Source organism: Vibrio sp. 378 (genome assembly GCF_033339435.1).
Map to the genome: position 1 here is coordinate 108,184 of NZ_JAWOUO010000011.1, position 21,968 is coordinate 130,151.

A 21,968-nucleotide genomic window follows, 5' to 3' on the forward strand; every position below is an offset into this window, starting at 1 on the left:
TATAAAAAAGCCGGCTACCGCCGGCGAATAATTATGTATTTAGAGTTCATTCAATCCCAAAACATCTGTCATGGTATAAAAGCCCGCTGGTTTGGCACTCAACCAAACAGCGGCCTTGACGGCGCCATTAGCAAACGTCATACGATCGGTCGCTTTGTGCGTTATCTCCACTCGTTCCCCGATATCAGCAAACATGGCTGTGTGCTCACCGACGATATCGCCAGCGCGAATTGTAGCAAAGCCGATCTCATCTTTAGTACGTTCACCTGTGATACCTTCTCGCGCATAGACAGCTACATCATTCAGCTTGTTGCCCATCGCACCAGCAATGGCTTCGCCCATCCCGATAGCGGTACCAGAAGGAGCATCAACTTTATGACGATGATGTGCTTCGACAATCTCAACATCACAGTAGTCGCCCATCACTTTGGCTGCTTTCTCAAGAAGCTTAAATACTAGGTTCACACCAACAGAGTAGTTAGGAGCCATGACAACAGGCACTTGCTTAGCGGCTTCGTCAATCAGTTCACGCTCTGCATCACTGAAACCAGTCGTCCCAATCACAATACTCTTTCCATGCTTCTTACACAGTTCAAGATTCGCCAACGTACTTACTGGGGCAGTAAAATCGATGATTACATCAAAATTATCGACGTCTTTAGCAAGATCATCCGTTAAGAACACATCGAATTTGCCTTCACCACAAAGTTCACCGATATCGACACCGACAAGTGAGGACTCAGGTCGTTCTGATCCCGCGCTCACTGTCGCCTCTGGGTTAAGGTGTGAAGCTTTAACCAAATTACGGCCCATTCGGCCTGCTGCTCCTGCGATTGCAATACGAACCATTGCGCTTTCTCTCCTTCTCTGGATAACGAGGTTTGCTCTCGTTCTCTCGTTTCGCTTAATCTGTTTAAACTAACAACATACCGTGGTTACCACAAGCAAGTTCATCAGGCTTAAGCGAACTCTTTTACGACACGCTCCAAGATAGGCACGTTCGCTTCAGGAAAGGCATAGTTACCCAATTCTCTTATCTCAACCCAGCGACCTTCTTGACCTTCTCGGCCGTAAGGCTCATTACTGAACTTAGATACCGTAATAAAATCAAACTTAAGTGATTTGTCTGGATAGTCATATTCCAAATGCTCGAAAAGGGCTTGCTCAGTAACTTCAATTCCTACCTCTTCTTCAAGTTCTCTTGCTAGAGCATGTTCAATACTTTCTCCTGACTCGACTTTCCCGCCGGGAAACTCCCAAAACCCGCCTTTATGCTTGTCGTCTGGACGCTTTGTAATAAAAATTTTTGATTTGTCTTGGTTAAAAATAATAGCCGCGACTATGTGAATTCTTTTCATAGGGGTTCCTAACTCTCAAGCCGTTACACTTCAACGGTCTTTGCATCTCTAAAACTATCCGATGCTATCAAAACTTATGAAATTCGACAGCCACAGAATTTGCTTAAAAAAAAGAGCCGCCTAGGCGACTCTTTAAAAAATTATCTGACTAATACGTTAGTCGATTTTGCCGTGGCACTGTTTATACTTCTTACCACTACCACAAGGGCAAGGCTCATTGCGACCTACTTTACGTTCATCACGTACCATTGGCTGACTTGAACCTTCTTCAGATTCTTCACCTTCAGAAAGAGGGTTTTGTGCTGCTGCGTGTTGCGCTTGAGCACGACGAGCGGCCTCTTCAGCTTGCGCACGACGTTGCTCTTCCATACGTTCAACTTCTTCTTGTTGCTGAACTCGAACGCGAGATAGAACAGTAATCACATCAGTTTTCAGCGCTTCTAGTAGACCTTCAAACAGTTCAAACGATTCACGCTTGTATTCCTGTTTCGGGTTCTTCTGCGCATAGCCGCGTAAGTGAATACCCTGACGCAAGTGATCCATTGCTGCCAAGTGCTCTTTCCAAAGCGTATCCAGAGTTTGAAGCATAACCGATTTCTCGAAGTTACGAAGCACTTGCGCACCCACCACTTCCTCTTTCTCTTTGTACACTTCAACGGCTAGATTGATGATCTTCTCGCGTAGCGCCTCTTCGTAAAGCTTATCGTCTTCTTCAAGCCATTGCTTCACTGGCGCATCAAGATCGAAGTCTGCTTTCAAGCGCTCTTGCAGACCTTCAACGTCCCACATATCTTCTAGTGATTGTGGCGGGATGTACTCATCAATAACCGCTGTTAGCACATCTTCACGGTTTTGCTCGATCATACCGCTGATGTCTTCAACGTTCATCAATTCGTCGCGCAGCTCGTAGACAACCTTACGCTGATCGTTCGCCACATCATCGTATTCTAGTAGCTGCTTACGGATATCAAAGTTACGACCTTCCACTTTGCGCTGTGCTTTTTCAATTGAGCGAGAAAGCATTTTCGATTCAATAGCTTCACCTTCTTCCATACCACTTTGAATAAGGCTCGCCATACGATCAGAAGTGAAAATACGTAACAAAGAGTCTTCCATAGATAGGTAGAAGCGCGATGAACCCGCATCACCTTGACGACCAGAACGACCACGTAGCTGGTTATCAATACGGCGAGATTCGTGGCGCTCAGTACCAATGATGTGTAGACCACCAGCATCTAGTACTTGATCATGTACCACTTTCCACTCTGCTTTAATCGCATCGATTTGTTCTTGAGTTGGGTTCTCCAAAGCTTCCACTTTTGATTGCCAACTACCGCCAAGCACAATATCCGTACCACGACCGGCCATGTTGGTCGCGATAGTTACCGCACCAGGCATACCCGCTTCAGCAACAATTTCCGCTTCCTTCTCATGGAATTTCGCATTCAATACGTTGTGTTTGATCTTCGCTTTCTTCAATGCGTTAGAAAGAAGTTCTGATTTTTCAATCGATACGGTACCAACCAATGTTGGCTGACCTTTCGCAACGCGCTCTTTGATATCTTCAATGATTGCAGCAAACTTCTCAGCTTCGGTACGGTACACGACATCCGGCATATCGTTACGAATCATTGGTTTGTTGGTTGGGATAACCACCGTTTCCAAGCCATAAATAGATTGGAACTCAAACGCTTCAGTATCCGCAGTACCTGTCATACCAGACAGTTTTTCGTATAAGCGGAAGTAGTTCTGGAAGGTAATCGAAGCCAAAGTTTGGTTTTCGTTTTGAATCTTAACGCCTTCTTTCGCTTCTACTGCTTGGTGAAGACCTTCAGACCAACGACGACCTGGCATTGTACGACCAGTATGTTCATCAACAATTACTACTTCACCTTCGTCAGTAACGATGTAATCAACGTTGCGCTCAAACAACACATGAGCACGCAAAGCGGCATTCACGTGATGCAACATGCTGATGTTAGTCGGTGAGTAAAGTGTGTCACCCTCTTCCATAAGACCATTTTTCACCAACAGTTCTTCAACGTACTCTTGGCCCGTTTCTGTGAGGTATACTTGCTTTGATTTCTCATCAACAGTGTAGTGACCATCACCACGATATTCTTCAGAGTCTTCTTTGTCTTGCTTTTTAAGATGCGGGATCAAAAGGTTGATTCGGGTGTATAGCTCAGAGCTATCTTCAGCAGGACCAGAAATGATTAAAGGGGTACGAGCTTCATCAATTAGGATTGAGTCCACCTCATCGACAACTGCAAAGAAGCGTTCACGTTGTACGCGATCTTCGCTACGGAAAGCCATATTGTCACGAAGGTAGTCAAAACCAAATTCATTGTTCGTTCCGTACAAGATGTCAGCTTGGTACGCTTCTTTTTTCTCTTGAGGAGGCATGTTTGGCACGTTTACGCCAACAGTCATACCTAAAAATTCAAATAGAGGGCGGTTTGTCTCTGCATCACGTTTAGCTAGATAATCGTTCACTGTTACAATGTGAACGCCTTTACCAGCCAGGGCATTTAGGTAAGCAGGAAGCGTTGCCGTCAGCGTTTTACCTTCACCCGTACGCATTTCAGCGATTTGACCCGCATTTAGAACCATACCGCCGATAAGCTGGACGTCGAAGTGGCGCATACCGTAGACACGCTTAGATGCTTCACGAACCGTAGCAAAAGCTTCTGGAAGTAGTTTATCAAGAGTTTCACCTTTCTCTAGGCGCTCACGGAATTCAACCGTCTTTGCTTTTAACTCTTCATCACTTAGAGCCTCGAATGTTGGCTCATAGTTATTAATTTCTTTTACAATTTTTCTAAGGCGGCGCAGTGTTCGGTCGTTGCGACTGCCAATCACTTTTGTCAGTAGCTTAGTTATCATTTTTCGTGAATCTCTCTTTATTCAGACCGTTCCCGATCTACTCATAATGCCTTCAGTCTCTGCCAGTTTGGAACTAAGAATACTGAGATAAATCATTTATCAAAGATATTGAGTTCAAACATCCATATTTCAAGGCTAAGTTTTGAAACAATGTGGCTTAGTGTAAGGATTTTTAATCGATACAACCATAAATAGACGTATTTGTTTGAAGCACTCTGAAGTTTTTACTTAAAGTGGTGACTGATTAGCCGATATTGCATACCGCAATATGTGTAATCCATCCAGAGCAAACTTTGCTTTTTACCTTGCTATATTGTAAAACTGAAGCTAAAGACGTTAATGTAAACTATACCTTGATAGAAAGCTGCTCTAGAATAGCTATATCTCAACAAAATTAGATTTTACCTATGCGTGATCACCGTCCAACCTCGACTGAAGATGTTATTGCTGAGTCACAGTTCAAGCAGATTCAAGAACATGCTGGAGAAATCTTACAGCTTAACCAAGCTTTGCAAGAGGTCTTACCCATGGGGACGGCCGATCATTGCCGAGTAGCGAATGTTCGTAACGGCCATCTATTGATCGATGTCTCTAGTGCCGCGATCAAAATGAAGATCGATTACGATCGCCTCATGATCCTAAATAAACTTCGTACTCAAGGCTTTGCCAAGCTGATGAGCGTTGAAGTGAGGATCAATCCTTCACTATATAGAAACCGCTTTCAACAAGACGACAGACCTAAGCGTCCACCACTAACAGAATCTGCAGCAAAGTCATTAATGACGATTGCCGACATGGCGCCACCTAAAATTCAAGAGCGTTTAAAACGATTAGCCGATATGGCAGAAAAGGAAGATCGTAAGTGAACGTTATTTCAATATGCTGAAAGCTTGAATGTTATTGATAAGTCGAAGATTAAAGCCAAATAGCAAAAAACCAGGCATAAGCCTGGTTTTTTATTAATTCTAATGCCAAGTATTTACGCAAGCACCATATTTGGTTCTGCGAATGCTACTGGTGAGCCGACTTCTTCTTCGAATGTAGTCCACTCCCACGCTTCCTGATCTGCAAGAACAGCACGTAACAGTTGGTTATTTAAACCGTGGCCAGATTTAAAGGCACGGAATTCACCAATGATTGGGTGGCCACACATGTAAAGGTCACCAATCGCATCCAACACTTTGTGAGTCACAAACTCATTTTCAAAGCGTAGACCTTCTTCATTAAGAATACGGTAATCATCCAAAACGATAGCATTGTCAAAACTACCACCCAAAACTAGGTTTTGAGATTGTAGATATTCGATATCACGCATAAAGCCAAACGTACGTGCTCGAGAAATCTCACGAACAAAGCCTTTTGACGAGAAATCAAACAGCAAACGTTGCTCGTCTGATTCAATCGCTGGGTGATTAAACTCAATTTCGAAGTCCATACGGAAGCCGTTAAATGGTACAAATTCTGCCCATTTATCACCATCTTCAAAACGAACTGGCTTTTTGATACGGATGAAGCGTTTTGGCGCATTTTGCGTTTCGATACCTGCTTGTTGTAGCAAGTATACAAATGGGCTTGCACTACCATCCATGATCGGAATTTCAGGTGCGTCTACTTCGACAACAATGTTATCGATGCCCATACCAGCAAGTGCCGCATTCAAGTGCTCAACAGTTGAAATACGCACACCTTCATCGTTTACCAATGCAGTACAAAGCATGGTGTCACGAACCGAAGCTGGATCAGCTGGAAAATCTACAGGTGGATTTACATCTGTACGACGGTAAATGATACCTGTATTTGCAGCAGCCGGGCGCAGAGTAAGTGTGACTTTACGACCAGAGTGGAGACCCACACCAGTTGTTTTCACTATTTCTTTCAGAGTACGTTGTCTGATCATCTGCTTGCCTCTCAAAAATTTGCTACAAAACACGGCCGTCTGTAACGTCGACCGTGAATGCTACCATAATTTTGAGCCATGTCAAATTTATGGGTTAAAGATTAATCAGCCTGACGACGCAAAAATGCCGGTATATCTAAATAACCACTTTCCTTTTCTTGCTTTGGAGCCGCAGAACTTTGACTCGACGAAGCTGGAGAAGAAGAAGCAGTGTTTGTCGGCTGAGGAGTTACCTGTGGCTTCTCTTGCACTTGATTATTTTGCAAGGTCTGTGCCGGTTTTTCTTCAGCTTGCGTTGCCGCTGCTTGTTGCTGTGGTTGAGCTTGCGGCGTCGGTGCCACTTTCGCTTTACCACCCGCAACTAGCGTGATATCTGGCTTTTTCTCATTACCAATACCTGTCGCTACAACTGTTACGCGGATTTCGTCAGTCATATCAGGGTCTAGAGAAGTACCGATAACAACAGTCGCATTGTCAGAAGCGAATGCCTTCACTGTATTACCAACAGTCTCAAACTCGTCAAGACGCATATCCAGACCAGCAGTAATATTGACAAGAACACCACGAGCGCCCGCTAGATCGATGTCTTCCAGAAGTGGGCTAGAAATTGCCATTTCAGCCGCTTCTTCAGCTCGGTCTTCACCTTTGGCGATGCCGCTACCCATCATTGCGTGACCCATTTCAGACATTACAGTTCTTACGTCCGCAAAGTCGACGTTGATCATGCCAGGGCGAGTAATTAGCTCAGCAATACCTTGAACGGCATTCTTAAGAACATCGTTAGCGCTTGCAAAAGCTTCTAGTAGTGTTACACCACGACCAAGTACTTTAAGTAGCTTTTCGTTTGGAATCGTGATCAAAGAGTCAACATGCTTAGAGAGCTCATCGATACCTTGCTCAGCAAATGCCAAACGCTTTTTACCTTCAAAACTAAACGGTTTAGTTACTACCGCTACTGTTAGAATGCCAAGCTCTTTAGCCACTTCAGCAATAACAGGCGCTGCACCAGTACCGGTACCGCCACCCATACCAGCTGCGATAAACACCATATCGGCGCCAGTCAGGGAATCTTTAATTCGATCTCTGTCTTCGAGAGCTGCGTCACGGCCAACCTGTGGATTAGCACCTGCACCCAGACCTTTAGTGATATCACCACCGATCTGAATAACATTGCCAACGCTTGTCTTACGAAGTGCTTGCGCATCAGTGTTGACGCTGATGAATTCCACACCTTCGATGGATTCACGCACCATGTGTTCAACGGCGTTACCACCGCCGCCACCAACCCCAACGACCTTGATTACTGCATCGTCAGACATTTCCATCATCGGTTCAAACATGTGTTGTCTCCGTTTATCCTGCAACTCAGGTTAAAACTCTTTTTGTATCCAGTTACGCAATTTATCGAAAAAGCCAGTTACAGATGAGCGTTTAGGTTCATTATAATCGCTATCGTCGCTAGACTGCATGTCTCTTGCGTAATGAAGTAATCCAACTGCCGTAGAATGGTACGGCTCTTTTACATAGTCAGTTAATCCGCTGACTTCGAGCGGTTTGCCGACCCTTACTTGATTGCGGAATACGCGTTCCGCACATTCTACCACTCCGTCCATTTGCGCAGCACCGCCGGTGAGTACAACTCCCGCAGCCAGATGGTGCTTGATACCCTCTTCGCGCAATTTTGCTTGTACAGAGTCGATAGTTTGGTTAACCAGTCCCATAAGCTCAGAGTAGCGTGGCTCAATCACTTCTGACAACGTTTGACGTTGCAGGCTACGTGATGGTCGTCCACCTACGCTTGGTACATTAACCGTGTCATCCTTACTGACCAGTTCACTCAAAGCACAGCCATATTTGACTTTTATTTCTTCAGCATCGCTCACTGGCGTACCAAAAGCAAAAGCAATATCACTGGTTACAGCATTTCCTGCGTACGAAAATACTTCTGTGTGACGTAACGCACCGCCAGTCCAGATGGCCACATCCATCGTGCCGGCGCCAATATCAACCACACAAACTCCAAGCTCTCTTTCATCCTCGGTGATTACTGCATTACTAGCAGCAAGCCCAGAAAATACGAGTTGCTCTACTTTAAGGCCGCAGCGTTCTACCGCCTTAATAATATTGCGTGCCATGTCATTATGGCATGAGATAAGGTGGACACTCACTTCCATTCTTACCCCAGATAAACCAAGCGGATTTTTGATTCCTTCTTGGTAATCAATGGTGAACTCCTGCGGGATCACATGAAGAATTCGCTGTTCATCACCGATTTTAATCGATTTTGCGGTATGGATAGCGCGATCCATGTCTTCTTGAGACACCTCTTCATCAGAAATCGTGCCCATACCTTTTTCAATTCGGCTTGCGATATGCTTACCAGACAACGAAATGAAGACTCGGCTGATCTGGCACTCTGCCATTAATTCAGCTTGATCAATTGCACGTTGTACTGATTTTACAACCGACTCCAAATCATTCACGCCACCTTTATCCATGCCGCGTGAGGGGCTACTACCTGCGCCAATAATATTAATTTGACCGTCTGGTAAAACCTCACCCACTAGAGCCGATACGGTTGCAGTGCCTATATCAAGACCAACAATAATGTTGTCATCAGCGGCCTTAGTCATCTGTACTCTCTTCTAACTCTTGTTCAGGAAACCAACCAACTGCGGCTCCTGTATCGTACCTAAGATCGATATAACTGATTCTTTGCGTGTCACTGCCAAGCTTGTTATAGAGCTTAAAAAAGCGCTCTATACGCTCAAGAAGAGACTCTTTACCGAGCTCTAATCGAATACCGTTATCAAGGATGATTTGCCAAGCTCGTCGCTCGTTTAATACCAGAGACGATATCGCTAAACCCAATTGCTGAAACTTAGGACTCAAATCACGGTAAGTCTGTAAGACTTCCGGTCCGCTATCTTTGGGTCCGTACAGCTTCACTTTTTCTTCTTGCAACAGAGCAACATCTCCATCAAAAACGAACCCGTTTTTATCTAACAGTTCGTTGCCATTCCAAATGGCTTCTGGTTGATGCTCCGTCAAAAAAACTTTTACTGTATCCGGCCACTGCTTTCGGATTGCGGCATGCGCTACCCATGGCAGAGCTTCGACACTTTGCTGTAATACATCAATATCCTGAGACATAAATGTACCGATGTGATCAATTCGACTAAATGCAGCCTGCACATCGTCAGCTTGGACATACTCCAGTTTCCCCTGAAGTACTATTTTGGAGAGAGGTAACCTTTGGTCATCCCACATCCAACTGATCGCCGCGTACAAAACAGAACTAATTAAAGTCACAACCACAACGAAAAATAACGCACCCAAGATTTTTTCTTGGCGACCACGGTTGTTACCCGTGTTTGGTCGCTCGTCATTCAGTGCAATATTCAACAACGTCTTCGTTTCCTGACTTTTGTCGTGTACTTTTTACCCATATAATTACGCAGAGGTAAAAGTCTTGACTTTAACCTTGGGATTATACTGAGCTCTTGTAAACTATCAAACACTGATAGCAATAAATCACAATGATATTGACGCAAAATCGAGATCTGAGTCTTTATCTGTCCTTCGCGTCAACAATATGTGTCAGCCAAGCATCTTGTTTATATTCAATTTAAGACCTGCCAGCTGTTTCGCCACTTTACCAATATCACCCGCACCTTGCGTTAAGATTAGGTCGCCGTCTTGTATAACGTTAGCTAAAACTGAAGGTAATTGCTCGATTTCTGGAACAAAAATCGGATCTACCTTGCCTCGGCTGCGAATTGTGCGACATAAAGCGCGCCCATCAGCACCTGCAATCGGCTTTTCACCCGCTGCGTAAACATCCAGCATGATCAATACATCCACCTGTTCAAGCACATTCGCGAAATCATCGTATAAATCACGAGTACGGCTATAACGGTGCGGTTGGAAAATCATCACCAAACGCTTGTCTTGCCAACCACTGCGTGCTGCATTAATGGTTACATCCACTTCTGTTGGATGATGGCCGTAATCATCAACAAGCATTGCATGGCCGTTGCCAGTATCAAACTCGCCAAGGTGATCAAAACGTCTTCCCGTACCTTGCGTACCAGCCATTGCCTTTAGGATCGCATCGTCTTCAATGTCATCTTCAGTAGCAACCGCAATCGCAGCAGACGCATTCAATGCATTGTGACGACCTGGAATATTCAGCGTGATATCTAAGTTAGCTCGCCCTTTACGTACTACCGTAAATTTGCCTTGCTGCCCCTCTTGACGATAATCTTCAATACGTACGTCGGCATCTTCAGAAAAACCGTAAGTTATCACTTGACGACTAATACGTGGGATTAACTCTCGAACCACAGGATCGTCAATGCAAACAATTGCTTGGCCGTAAAACGGTAGATTATGAAGGAAATCGATGAAGGTTTGCTTTAAGGTTTCAAAGTCACCACCATAGGTATCCATATGATCGGCTTCGATATTGGTAACAATGCTCACCATTGGTTGCAAGTGCAGGAATGACGCGTCACTTTCATCTGCCTCTGCAATTAGAATACGACTCGAGCCTAGACGCGCATTTGTACCTGCGCTTTTCACCAAACCGCCATTCACAAACGTTGGATCAAGACCGGCTTCAGAATAGATTTGAGTAACAAGAGCGGTCGTCGTGGTTTTACCGTGTGTACCCGCAACGGCAATACCGTGACGGAATCGCATCAATTCAGCCAACATCTCTGCGCGGCGTACAATAGGGATGCGTAATTCACGTGCCGCCATCACTTCTGGGTTTTCTTCGTTGATCGCCGTTGACACAACAACCACACTGGCTTTTTCTACATTACTGGCTTGATGACCAATAAATACCGTCGCACCTTTTGATACCAAACGCTCTGTCACAGCATTCTCTGATAGATCAGAACCTGTGATTTGGTAGCCTTCGTTCAACAGCACTTCTGCAATGCCGCTCATGCCCGCACCACCAATACCGATGAAGTGGATGGATTTCACGCGGCGCATCTCTGGCACCATTGCGCGAATCTGAGCTAAGTCTTGTGTATGTTGGATTGTCATCAATTCTATTCTCAATAATTCGGTTAACGCTTTTCGGTCAAAGCGACAATGGCTTGTGCGACAACTCGGTCAGCATTCAATTTTGCAGCGCCACGCGCTTGCTCAGCCATTGTAAGTAAAGCTTGGCGATCCAATTGTTGGATCTGCAGAGTCAGAGACTCAACGGTTAAATCTGGTTGTTCAATCATTTTCGCCGCGCCGCAATCCACCAAGTGGTCTGCATTAAGTGCTTGCTGGCGGTCTTTGTGCATGAATGGAACAAAAATAGCGCCTACACCTGCCGCCGAGACTTCAGATACGGTTAACGCTCCAGAGCGACAAACTAAAAGGTCAGCCCATGCGTAAGCTTCTGCAACGTCATCAATGAATTCCATTACTTCTGCATTTACCACACCATTAGCTTGGTATGCTGCATTCACTTCTTCGGCGGCACCTTTACCCGCTTGATGACGAATACAGTAATCTTCGCCCAATTTCGACATCACTTCTGGCAGAGTTTGGTTAAGAATACGTGCGCCTTGGCTGCCACCCATCACCAAAATGCGAATTGGACCTTGGCGCTCTTGCATGCGCTCAGTTGGCGCTGCTAATTGAGTCACGTCTTCACGAACTGGGTTCCCAACCACTTCGGCATTTGGAAAAGCGCCTGGGAAAGCCTGAAAAACCTTCTTAGCGATTTTCGATAACCATTGGTTCGTTAAACCTGCTACTGCATTTTGTTCATGCAGAACAACAGGAATACCACTCATCCAAGCGGCAATACCACCCGGGCCGCTAACATAACCGCCCATACCAAGCACTGCGTCTGGCTGCCAGCGTTTCATGTGAGCACGAGCCTGCATAATGGCATTGATAATTTGAAATGGTGCTGCAAGAAGACGTTTAACGCCTTGACCTCGTAACCCTTTCACTTTGATAAAGTCGATTTCAATGCCATGTTTTGGCACCAAATCCGCTTCCATTCGATCCGCCGTACCTAACCAACGGATCTCCCAACCTTGTTCTTGAAGCTGTTTTGCTACCGCCAAACCTGGGAATACGTGACCGCCAGTACCACCAGCCATCACCATCAAACGTTTATTTTGTTTCATTAGCTTGTTGTTCTGATTGTTGTTGCTCGCGTTTCAAGCGGCATTCGTAATCGATACGCAGTAGTATGGACACTGCGACGGACATAATTATTAGACTAGAACCACCATAACTGATGAGTGGAAGTGTTAAACCTTTAGTTGGAACAATACCGGCGGCAGCTCCAACATTAACCAAGGTTTGAAACGCAAACCAAATACCAATTCCGAAAGCCAGATAACCTCCGAACATTTCGCCTTCTTCAAATGCACGCTTGCCGATGTAAACCGCTTTTAGCACCAAGCTAAAAATCAGCATTAAGACCAGCACTACGCCTACGAAACCAAGCTCTTCAGCAAGTACGGCAAACACAAAGTCGGTATGCGCTTCCGGTAGATATTCCAGTTTTTGAATTGAATTACCGAGACCTTGTCCGAACCATTCACCACGACCAAACGCCATCAAAGACTGAGTCAACTGATAGCCACTGCCAAATGGATCTTCCCACGGGTCAAGGAAGGAGGTTACTCGGCGCATACGGTATGGCTCGACGAGAATCAAACCTACCACAGCGCCGATACCTGCCACCATCAAGGCGAGAAACTGGGTTAGTTTTGCACCTGCGATAAAAAGCATGCCAAACAGCGTGACCAGCATCACGACGACCGTCCCCAAGTCTGGCTGACCAAGTAGTAATACTGCAAAGAAGGCAAACACCATGATTGGCTTCATAAAGCCACCAAAGAACGTTTGTCGTACTTCGTCTTGCTTTCGAACTAAGTAACCAGACATGAAGATAAACAGCGATAGCTTCGCGACTTCCGCTGGCTGAAGGTTAAACAGCCCAAGGGGAATCCAACGAGACGCACCATTAACCGACTTACCCGCCAAGAGCACGATGATCAACAGTGCGAAAGAAGCCCAAAGTAAGTAATGGCTCTTCTTAAACCACTCTTGCAAAGGCACTTGCAAAATAACAGCGGAGGTCCCTAACGCCAGCACGAGAAACGTCGCATGACGAAACATAAAGTGGAACGGCTGTTCCGTTAATCGAGAGCTGATTGGAAATGATGCAGAGGTTACCATGACCAAACCAGTCAACATCAAACCCAGTGCAATCCACACTAACTGACGATCAAACATCGCCTCTGGGGCTGGATGCTTGAGCCAATTGCCAATACTGCGTTTAACGTTACCTAAACCCACGAAGTGTGTAACCTTTAATTATGCATATTTCTGAGCAAGAGCAGCGAAAGCATCACCTCTTGCCATAAAGTTGTCGAATTGATCAAAGCTAGCACATGCAGGAGACAGCATCACCATATCACCTGGTTTTAACTGCGAAGATACTTGTTGAATCACATCTTCCATAGTGTCGAAACGTATTGCAGATTCATGCAGTGGCATAAATTCATCACCATCAGCGCCAAAGCAACACAGTTGCAAGTTAAGCGTCGCGAAGATCGGTTTTAATGGCGAGAAGTCAGCACCTTTGCCAACACCACCAACGAGTAAGTAGAGCTTGCCTGTCGATTCCAAACCAGATAGCGCAGCCATAGTGCTGGCAATATTAGTTGCTTTAGAGTCATTCACCCATTTGACGCCTTGATTATCCGCAACCACCTGGCATCGGTGTGTCAGTCCCGTGTAATTTTTAAGTGCATTCAATGCGTTGTGATAGTTTACGTCCGCAGCTTTTAATAGCGCTAAAGCAACCAGAGCGTTAGATAAGTTGTGCTTACCAACCAACTTAAGCTCATCACTTGCGACAACTCGTTGACCGTGATCGAGCAGCCAAGTACGGTTGCCATCCACCTCGAAACCAAAGTCCTGATTGTCGCTGCCAAATGTCACCAATGGCATCTCTGCGTCTGGGAAGGTTTCTTGATCATCACGGTTCACGACTGCAAGAGCAGCATGGTTAAAAATACGCAACTTAGCTTGTCGATAGTCAGACATGCCTTGATAACGATCCATATGATCTTCAGAAAGATTCAGAAACGCAGCGGCTTTGAGCTTTAAGCTTGACATCGTTTCTAACTGGAAGCTCGAGAGTTCGAGTACATATAGGTCTGCGTCTTGTTCTAACAAATCCAGAGCAGGCACACCGATGTTACCACCAACGCCAACATCCAAACCTGCAGCCTTAGCCATCACACCTGTGAGGTCGGTTACTGTGCTCTTACCGTTTGAGCCCGTAATCGCAATCACCGGTTTCTGCACCGCCCAAGCGAATAACTCGATATCACCTACTACTGCCGTACCTTTTGCTAATACGGCTTGGATCTCTGGTGTCGCTAGCGCAATACCAGGGTTGGTCACGATAAGATCCGCGTCAGAAAGCCAGTCTGTATTCCAACCACCACTATGCAGTTGAACATCTTCCGGCAAGCGCTCTGCACCCGGAGGGTTTACGCGAGTATCAATGACTTTGACCACAAGCTGTGGCTGATTTTTTCTTAGGTGTTTAACGACAGAGAGCCCGGTAATACCGAGCCCTACGACGACAACACTATGTATGTTTTGCCAACGTTCCATATTTGATCACACTGTAAATCTTGTTCTTGGAAAGTGCGATTAACGCACTTTCAATGTCGCAAGACCAATCAGAACAAGAACCATAGAAATAATCCAGAAACGCACGATTACGCGAGGTTCTGGCCAACCTTTCAATTCGTAGTGGTGGTGAATCGGTGCCATACGAAAAATGCGCTGACCACGCAGTTTGTATGAACCCACCTGTAGAATTACCGACAGCGTTTCCATCACAAACACACCGCCCATGATCACCAACACCAACTCTTGACGAACGAGAACAGCAATAGTGCCTAACGCGCCGCCAAGCGCTAGTGAGCCGACATCACCCATGAACACTTGTGCTGGATACGTGTTAAACCACAAGAAACCAAGGCCTGCACCGACGATTGCTGTACATACGACAACCAACTCAGAAGCATGTGGTAAGTATGGAATATGAAGGTATTCAGAGAAGTTAACGTTACCGGTCGCCCATGCAATAACCGCGAAGCCTGCTGCAACAAGAACCGTTGGCATGATTGCCAAACCGTCTAGACCATCAGTCAGGTTAACCGCGTTACTTGTACCTACAATGACAAAGTAAGTCAGAATGATATACATCAAACCAAGCTGCGGCATGATGTCTTTAAAGAATGGCACCACTAGCTGAGTTGCTGCTGTGTCTTTACCGTAAGCATACAATGCGAAAGCGACGACAAACGCGATCAACGACTGCCAGAAGTACTTCCAACGCGCGATCAAGCCATCGGTATTTTTGCGTACCACTTTACGATAATCATCAACAAATCCGACCGCACCGTAGCCAAGTAAGACTGTCAGTACCGCCCATACGTAAGGGTTGGATAAGTCTGTCCATAGCAAAATCGTGATTGAGATGGCCGCTAAGATCATGATACCGCCCATTGTTGGGGTACCACGCTTACTAAAGTGAGATTCAGGACCTTCGTTACGCACTACCTGACCAATTTGCAGCATTTGCAAACGCTTGATCATGATCGGTCCCATCCATAATGACAGACCTAGAGCGGTTAATACGCTTAGGATTGCTCGAAAAGACAAGTATTCAAACAATCGGAAAAAAGACAGGTATGGCTGTAGCAGCTCGGCAAGCCAAATAATCATTAATAATACTCCTTCAAAGCAGCAGCGACTTCAAACATACGTGCACCGTTCGCTCCTTTCACCAATATCGTATGGTTTTCAGGAACGGCTTGGTCTAGATGCTGCTTGATGTATTCAATCATCTCTTGGTGCGTCTCAAAATGAATGCCTTGGCAAAGATCACTGATCACCTTGGCGTCTGCACCATATGTGAGAACATGTTCAAATTTTTGTGGGGCAGCATGTTCCCCGACTTGACGATGAAGTGCAAGACTTTCCTCGCCCAATTCCGCCATATTACCTAAAATCAGCCAGCGTTGACCTGGGAAAGCGGCCAATAAATCAACTGCCGCTTTCATGGCTGGCACGCTCGCGTTGTAGCTGTCGTCAATCAATTTTATCTTTTCGCTCAGCGCTTCAACCTCGACGCGACCTTTCACTTTGTTCAAATGTTTAAGGCCAGCGCGAACCTCTTCTAATGTGGCGCCCATTTGTAACGCAATAATAGAAGCAGCGATCGCATTCGCAACGTTGTGTTGACCTATAATACCCAGAGACAGTTCAATTTCTTGTGAGCTTGCTGCGATATGTAAGTCAAAGCTTGCTTCACCTGCGGCGTTCAATACGATGTTAGAAGCGAAGAAGTCTGCATCAGTATTACTTTGTGAAAAAGTAATGACTTTCTTATCTGCTAACACTTCATCCCACTTGGCTTCACCATTGCTGTCTAGGTTAACAATCGCAATACCACCAGCTGAAAGGCCTTGGTAGATTTCACCTTTGGCTTGTTTCACGCCATCAATAGAACCAAAGCCTTCAAGGTGAGCGGCGGCTACATTGTTCACTAACGCGATATCTGGTTTTACTAACTGAGTCGTGTAAGCAATTTCACCTATATGGTTAGCACCAAGCTCAATCACGGCATAATCATCATCCTGCTGTGAGCGCAATAATGTCAACGGAACACCAATATCATTATTGAAGTTACCCGCAGTGAATAACACTTTGCCTTTCAATTGCAGGATACTCGCAACCATTTCTTTTACGGTCGTTTTACCGCAACTTCCGGTGATGGCAACGGTAGGTGTTTTGCATGCTTGATGCACCCAAGAAGCAAACTCACCCAATGCAAGTTTGGTATCCGACACCACAATTTGCGGCACATTCACATCTAAGCGTTTTTCTACGAGTAAAGCACCGGCACCTGCATCTACCGCTTGTTGGCAAAAGTTGTGCGCGTCAAAGCGCTCCCCTACTAACGCGACAAATAGAGCCCCACGATCAATCGTTCGTGTATCAGTAGAAACCGCGTCGATAAGTAGATCGTCGCCGAATCGCTCGCCACGAGTGATGTCTGCAATTTGAGATAACGTTACTTTGATCATGAGGTCAATCCTAAAAGTTGCATTGCGGACTCGCGGTCGGAGTAATGAATCGTTTCGCCATTACGAATCTGATAATCTTCATGGCCCTTCCCTGCTAACAAGATAATGTCGTTTGGCGAAGCATTTTCAATGGCATAAGACAGTGCTTTGAAGCGGTCATGCTGAACAATCGCTTCAGCAGGTTTTGACAGCCCAGCTAACATGTCTTTCACAATCTGAACCGGGTCTTCGCTGCGTGGGTTATCGTCAGTCAACACCACTCTGTCGCCTAGACGCTCTGCAATTTCCGCCATCATTGGGCGCTTACCTGCATCGCGATCGCCACCACAGCCAAAAATAGCCCACAGCTGGCCTTCACAATGAACTCGTAAAGCTTGCAGCGCTTTTTCTAAAGCATCAGGAGTATGGGCATAATCGACCACGACTTTGGCACGATCCTCAGTTTGGAATAACTCCATTCGGCCGAGTACAGGTTGCAGTTGACCTGCGGTTTCGAGTAACGCTTGTTTCTCTTTACCTAAGCTTAATAAGGTCGCAAAAGCGAGCATTAAGTTGGTTGCATTAAACTCACCAATCAATGGCGCGTGCAATTTACCTGAGCCAAACTTACCATCGAACTTAATAGTAATCCCTGACTCCGCGTAACTGACTTCCGTCGCCCAAATTGCGCTTTCAAATTCAGTGTTCGCCTTGAGCGAAACAGCGATCGCATTACTTAACTGCGACGCCCATTGATGACCTACTTCATCATCAACATTGATAATGGCACGTTCACATTGGTGTTGCGTGAACAACCCAAGCTTTGCATTGGCATACTCTTCCATCGTGCCATGATAATCTAAGTGGTCACGACTTAAGTTAGTAAACACGCCCGCCGCAAATGATAATGCTTTGACACGACCTTGCGTCAGGCCATGAGAAGATACTTCTAGCGCGGTGTATGTGGCTTGTTGATTTGCGAGAGAGGAGAGCGTTTTCTGAATTTCAACGGCATTCCCCGTTGTATTCGCAGCTTGTTGCAAGTTATTGAGGAAGCCATTTCCTGTTGTTCCCATTACCGCCGCTTTATGGTCAAGCAGTTCTAGCCATTGCGCTATTAACTGGGTAATGGTGGTTTTGCCGTTGGTGCCAGTGACACCAATCAAATCCATATCAGGGTAAGCATAGATCTTTCCAGCAATTGCGGATAAACGTTGGTCCAACCTATCAATGTAAATGACGGGAACATCATCAATGATTTCCACCGTACCATGTGTTTTGACATCGCAGGCTTGCGCCAGGGCTGCATTTGCACCTTGCTCAATTGCAGAGGCAATGAATTTACGCCCATCCACAACATAGCCAATCACTGCTACAAACGTGGTTCCAGGTTGAACTCTTCGGCTGTCGAGCTCCAATTCAGAAACAAGAACGGACGATAAGCTAGGGCAATCCACCCAAGGGGAAAGCAGCACGTCCATACTGATGGCTTTAGTCATATTTGTTCTCCGAGCTTTGGCTCAGGTTTTCTTAATTTTGTTTGCTCAGTAAACCACAGGGCTTACTGTTGGAATTTGTTTTCGTCAGGTGCAACATTGAGTATTTGTAGCGCGCCTTTCATGATTTCAGAGAAGACAGGAGACGCTACCGAACCACCATAGTAGTCATCACCTTGAGGCTCGTTTACGATCACTACTAAAGCAATTCGCGGATCGCTAACCGGAGCAAGCCCAGCCGTGTAGGTGATGTATTCGTCGCTGTACCCACCGGCAGAAGCTTTACGTGATGTACCTGTTTTCGCTCCCACTCGATAACCAGGAACTGCCGCTCTGCGAGCCGAGCCCCCTTTTTGAGTTACGGTTTCCAACATGTCTAATACTTGACGCGCATACTTCGCACTCACCACTTGGCGTGACATGTCATGATCATTGCTTTCGATAATATGAATAGGCTCGTATTTGCCAAGGTTTCCAAGCGTCGCATAAGCATGGGCTAGCTGAATTGGTGTAATTGATAGACCGTAACCAAACGCAATCGTGGCACGCTCAATTGGCGACCAACGAGTTCGTGTAGGAAAAATACCCGTCACTTCCCCAACTAGGTTTAGGCCAGAAAGCTCACCAAAACCCACTGAACTATACAGCCCAAGAAGCGCCTCTACCGGCATTTGCATTGCTAGCTTCGTCACACCGATATTACTCGACTTTTTAAGGATCGTGGTCAAGCTCGCTTTGCCTACGCGAGAGACATCTCTGACTCGACTACCACCTAAACGTAGGACACCATTACCGGTATCTACGATGGTATCTTTATCGGCTATCCCATTTTCTAAGGCGGCTAAAATAACGAAAGGCTTAATGGTCGAACCGGGCTCCATTGAGTCCGTGATCACTCGGTTACGCATTTGATAGCTTTGCCAATCGCTACGATTATTAGGGTTGTAAGAAGGAGCATTAACCATGGCCAATACGGCGCCCGTTTTTACATCCAACATGACAACGGAACCTGAAGTGGCGCGGTGGTCCGCAACGGCTTGCTTAATCGCACGATACGCAATCGCCTGTAGGCGCTGATCGATGGTTAACTGAAGTGATTTACCTTCTTGCTTGTCTTGCCAAGCAATGTTTTCCACAACACGACCATAACGGTCTTTACGAATAGTTTTCTTACCCGCCGCGCCAGTGAGCCACTCATCGTAGCTACGCTCCACACCTTCTAGGCCATGCCCGTCAATGCCTGTCACACCGACTAAGTGAGCACTGACCTCACCTGCAGGATAATAACGGCGAGATTCCGACTTAAGGCCAACACCTGGCAGCTTTAGCTCACGAATATAGTTCGCCATGGCCGGACTGACCTGGCGCTGCAAGTAGATAAAGCGGCGTTTTTCATTGCGCTTAATTTTGTCTATTAACCCTTGTCGGTCAATACCAAGAACATCCGCTAATGCATGCCAACTTTTGGTCTGGCTTAACGCGTTTTCTTTAAATATCGTGGCAGGATCTGCCCAAACCGCCTCAACCGGTACACTGACAGCAAGCGGCTCACCATTTCGATCCGAAATAATACCGCGAGCAGAAGGAATGGATTTAACACGAACCGAACGTAGGTCACCTTGTTTAATCAGGTTATCTGGCTCAATGATTTGGATGTAGGCTACGCGTGCCACCAAAAGGGCAAATGCACAAAAAACAAAAAACAGTAATAGATGGAAGCGCCAACGAATCAAGAAAGATTCTTCGACCGCCACTTTCACTGCTTTGTTATCGGTTTTCTTATCCCCCGTAGCCGCTTTCTCTTTTGCTACAGGTTTACGCTTATTGGCTTGTTTCGTGTTGGATTTTTTTCTAATCATTTGAGCGTGACAACCACTTCTTTATCGCCATCAGGTCGTTTCATTTCAAGTTCTTTTTTGGCAAGGTCTTGAACACGACTGTGTTCCGCGAGGGCAGTTTCTTCCAACATTAAGTTACGCCATTCGCTATCTAATCGTTCTCGTTCAACCAACGTATGGTCTTTCTCGGTGATCGCTTGACGCGCATGGTGGGTAGCAAATACCACTCCCATTGCCGATGCCACGATCAATAGCAACAACAGTAATGGCCAGCGACCAACAGTGAGGAGATCTGTTGCAATCAACTTAGCAAGATTAGGAGTGGATTTCGTCATAATAATTAAAGCTTTTCCGCAATTCTTAACACAGAGCTGCGCGAGCGAGGGTTCATTTCAATTTCTTGTTTGCTTGGCTTAATCGCTTTGCTCACCGCTTTCATATTCGCACTACCAAGAGCACGAATTTGCTCTTCTGTCATTGGAATACCGTGTGGCACTTCAGGCCCTTTGCTCTCTTTACGGATAAAACGTTTGACCATACGGTCTTCCAGAGAGTGGAAGCTAATCACAGATAAACGGCCTTCAGGAGCTAGAATGCTCGCCGCGCCTTTAAGTGCCGTATCAATTTCTTCTAACTCACTGTTGATGTAAATACGAAAAGCCTGGAAAGCACGAGTCGCAGGGTGTTTTTTCTCTTTAAAACTTTTCGGTGCGGCATCTGAAATCAATTTTGCTAGCTGACCAGTGCGAACCATTGGCTCATTTTCTTCATCTTCACGGTAGGCAACAATCGCTTTTGCAATACGGCGCGCATGTTTATCTTCCCCAAACTCGCGAATGACCCAAGTGATATCATCGAGGTCTGCTTCCATCAACCATTGAGATACTGGAACACCTGATGTCGGGTCCATACGCATATCTAGCGGACCGTCTTTCATAAAGCTAAAGCCACGCTCTGCGTCGTCTAACTGAGGAGAAGAAACGCCTAAATCCAGAAGAACACCATCCACTTTTCCAACTAGCCCATACTCTTCAGCATACTCAGCAATACCAGAAAATGGACCATGAATAATGGTGAAGCGAGGGTCATTGATTTTGCCTGCCTCAGCGATCGCTTGAGGGTCACGGTCGATACTGTACAGTCGGCCATTTTCACCGAGTTTAGATAGAATTGTCCGGCTGTGACCGCCACGGCCAAATGTTCCATCAATATAGACGCCGTCTGGTTTGATAGCTAAGCCATCAATGGATTCATTTAATAACACGGAAATATGTTGGAAGGTTTCGGTCATAGCTTTCTCGTTGAATGATCTTGAAGCGATTCTTTAGTGTACTGATTTCCTACATCATCGCCACCACAAGTCT

18 protein-coding genes are annotated in these 21,968 nt (G+C 45.9%); 1 reads left to right on the forward strand and 17 read right to left on the reverse strand.

The features are described 5' to 3' along the window. Positions 1-39 precede the first annotated feature (39 nt). The 3 genes from dapB to secA form a co-directional block, all read right to left on the reverse strand. Complete coding sequence (dapB, locus tag R7Q48_RS18675; protein ID WP_005381860.1) at positions 40-849, reverse strand: 4-hydroxy-tetrahydrodipicolinate reductase; 810 nt, start codon at positions 847-849, stop codon at positions 40-42. Positions 850-959: 110 nt separating this feature from the next. After that, a complete protein-coding gene (mutT, locus tag R7Q48_RS18680; protein ID WP_005387387.1) occupies positions 960-1,358 on the reverse strand; it encodes an 8-oxo-dGTP diphosphatase MutT in 399 nt (132 codons plus the stop codon). A gap of 156 nt (positions 1,359-1,514) precedes the next feature. Then, complete coding sequence (secA, locus tag R7Q48_RS18685) at positions 1,515-4,244, reverse strand: preprotein translocase subunit SecA (protein ID WP_005387389.1); 2,730 nt, start codon at positions 4,242-4,244, stop codon at positions 1,515-1,517. 407 nt (positions 4,245-4,651) lie between these two features. Between secA and R7Q48_RS18690 the strand changes: the two genes are divergently transcribed. Then, positions 4,652-5,110: a DUF721 domain-containing protein gene (locus tag R7Q48_RS18690; RefSeq protein WP_005381869.1), complete on the forward strand. Its 459-nt coding sequence runs from the start codon at positions 4,652-4,654 to the stop codon at positions 5,108-5,110. 113 nt (positions 5,111-5,223) lie between these two features. On the opposite strand, the gene lpxC is transcribed toward R7Q48_RS18690, so the two are convergent. The 14 genes from lpxC to rsmH all read right to left on the reverse strand — a co-directional run bounded on the left by lpxC (position 5,224) and on the right by rsmH (position 21,895). Then, complete coding sequence (gene lpxC, locus R7Q48_RS18695) at positions 5,224-6,141, reverse strand: UDP-3-O-acyl-N-acetylglucosamine deacetylase (RefSeq protein ID WP_005381871.1); 918 nt, start codon at positions 6,139-6,141, stop codon at positions 5,224-5,226. Positions 6,142-6,242: 101 nt separating this feature from the next. Further along, complete coding sequence (ftsZ, locus tag R7Q48_RS18700) at positions 6,243-7,481, reverse strand: cell division protein FtsZ (RefSeq protein ID WP_005387391.1); 1,239 nt, start codon at positions 7,479-7,481, stop codon at positions 6,243-6,245. A gap of 30 nt (positions 7,482-7,511) precedes the next feature. After that, positions 7,512-8,774: a cell division protein FtsA gene (gene ftsA, locus R7Q48_RS18705; protein WP_005372946.1), complete on the reverse strand. Its 1,263-nt coding sequence runs from the start codon at positions 8,772-8,774 to the stop codon at positions 7,512-7,514. Next, positions 8,767-9,549: a cell division protein FtsQ/DivIB gene (locus tag R7Q48_RS18710; protein ID WP_005387393.1), complete on the reverse strand. Its 783-nt coding sequence runs from the start codon at positions 9,547-9,549 to the stop codon at positions 8,767-8,769. Before R7Q48_RS18710 ends, ftsA begins: the two co-directional genes overlap by 8 nt. 192 nt (positions 9,550-9,741) lie before the next feature. Next, entirely contained in the window at positions 9,742-11,199 is a 1,458-nt protein-coding gene (gene murC / locus R7Q48_RS18715) for a UDP-N-acetylmuramate--L-alanine ligase (protein ID WP_005387395.1), read from the reverse strand. 23 nt (positions 11,200-11,222) lie between these two features. Beyond that, positions 11,223-12,290, reverse strand: a complete 1,068-nt coding sequence (murG, locus tag R7Q48_RS18720; RefSeq protein WP_031781122.1) for an undecaprenyldiphospho-muramoylpentapeptide beta-N-acetylglucosaminyltransferase — start codon at positions 12,288-12,290, stop codon at positions 11,223-11,225. Beyond that, positions 12,277-13,473, reverse strand: coding sequence for a cell division protein FtsW (gene ftsW, locus R7Q48_RS18725; protein WP_005372933.1), 1,197 nt, complete (start codon positions 13,471-13,473; stop codon positions 12,277-12,279). Before ftsW ends, murG begins: the two co-directional genes overlap by 14 nt. Positions 13,474-13,491: 18 nt before the next feature. Next, positions 13,492-14,805 (reverse strand): UDP-N-acetylmuramoyl-L-alanine--D-glutamate ligase, encoded by a 1,314-nt coding sequence (murD, locus tag R7Q48_RS18730; RefSeq protein WP_005387400.1) that lies wholly within the window; start codon positions 14,803-14,805, stop codon positions 13,492-13,494. Between the two features lie 39 nt (positions 14,806-14,844). Then, the gene (gene mraY / locus R7Q48_RS18735; protein WP_005372931.1) at positions 14,845-15,927 is read right to left on the reverse strand and encodes a phospho-N-acetylmuramoyl-pentapeptide-transferase; all 1,083 of its coding nucleotides are present in this window, start codon (positions 15,925-15,927) and stop codon (positions 14,845-14,847) included. Then, the gene (locus tag R7Q48_RS18740; protein ID WP_005387401.1) at positions 15,927-17,291 is read right to left on the reverse strand and encodes a UDP-N-acetylmuramoyl-tripeptide--D-alanyl-D-alanine ligase; all 1,365 of its coding nucleotides are present in this window, start codon (positions 17,289-17,291) and stop codon (positions 15,927-15,929) included. Before R7Q48_RS18740 ends, mraY begins: the two co-directional genes overlap by 1 nt. Beyond that, on the reverse strand, positions 17,288-18,769 hold the full coding sequence (gene murE, locus R7Q48_RS18745; protein ID WP_005387402.1) for a UDP-N-acetylmuramoyl-L-alanyl-D-glutamate--2,6-diaminopimelate ligase: 1,482 nt from the start codon (positions 18,767-18,769) through the stop codon (positions 17,288-17,290). The genes R7Q48_RS18740 and murE overlap by 4 nt, the downstream gene beginning before the upstream one ends. Positions 18,770-18,831: 62 nt before the next feature. Further along, on the reverse strand, positions 18,832-20,625 hold the full coding sequence (locus tag R7Q48_RS18750) for a penicillin-binding transpeptidase domain-containing protein (RefSeq protein ID WP_086046525.1): 1,794 nt from the start codon (positions 20,623-20,625) through the stop codon (positions 18,832-18,834). Beyond that, on the reverse strand, positions 20,622-20,939 hold the full coding sequence (ftsL, locus tag R7Q48_RS18755) for a cell division protein FtsL (protein WP_005372920.1): 318 nt from the start codon (positions 20,937-20,939) through the stop codon (positions 20,622-20,624). The genes R7Q48_RS18750 and ftsL overlap by 4 nt, the downstream gene beginning before the upstream one ends. A gap of 5 nt (positions 20,940-20,944) precedes the next feature. Continuing rightward, positions 20,945-21,895, reverse strand: coding sequence for a 16S rRNA (cytosine(1402)-N(4))-methyltransferase RsmH (rsmH, locus tag R7Q48_RS18760; RefSeq protein ID WP_005372918.1), 951 nt, complete (start codon positions 21,893-21,895; stop codon positions 20,945-20,947). Between the last annotated feature and the right edge of the window lie 73 nt (positions 21,896-21,968).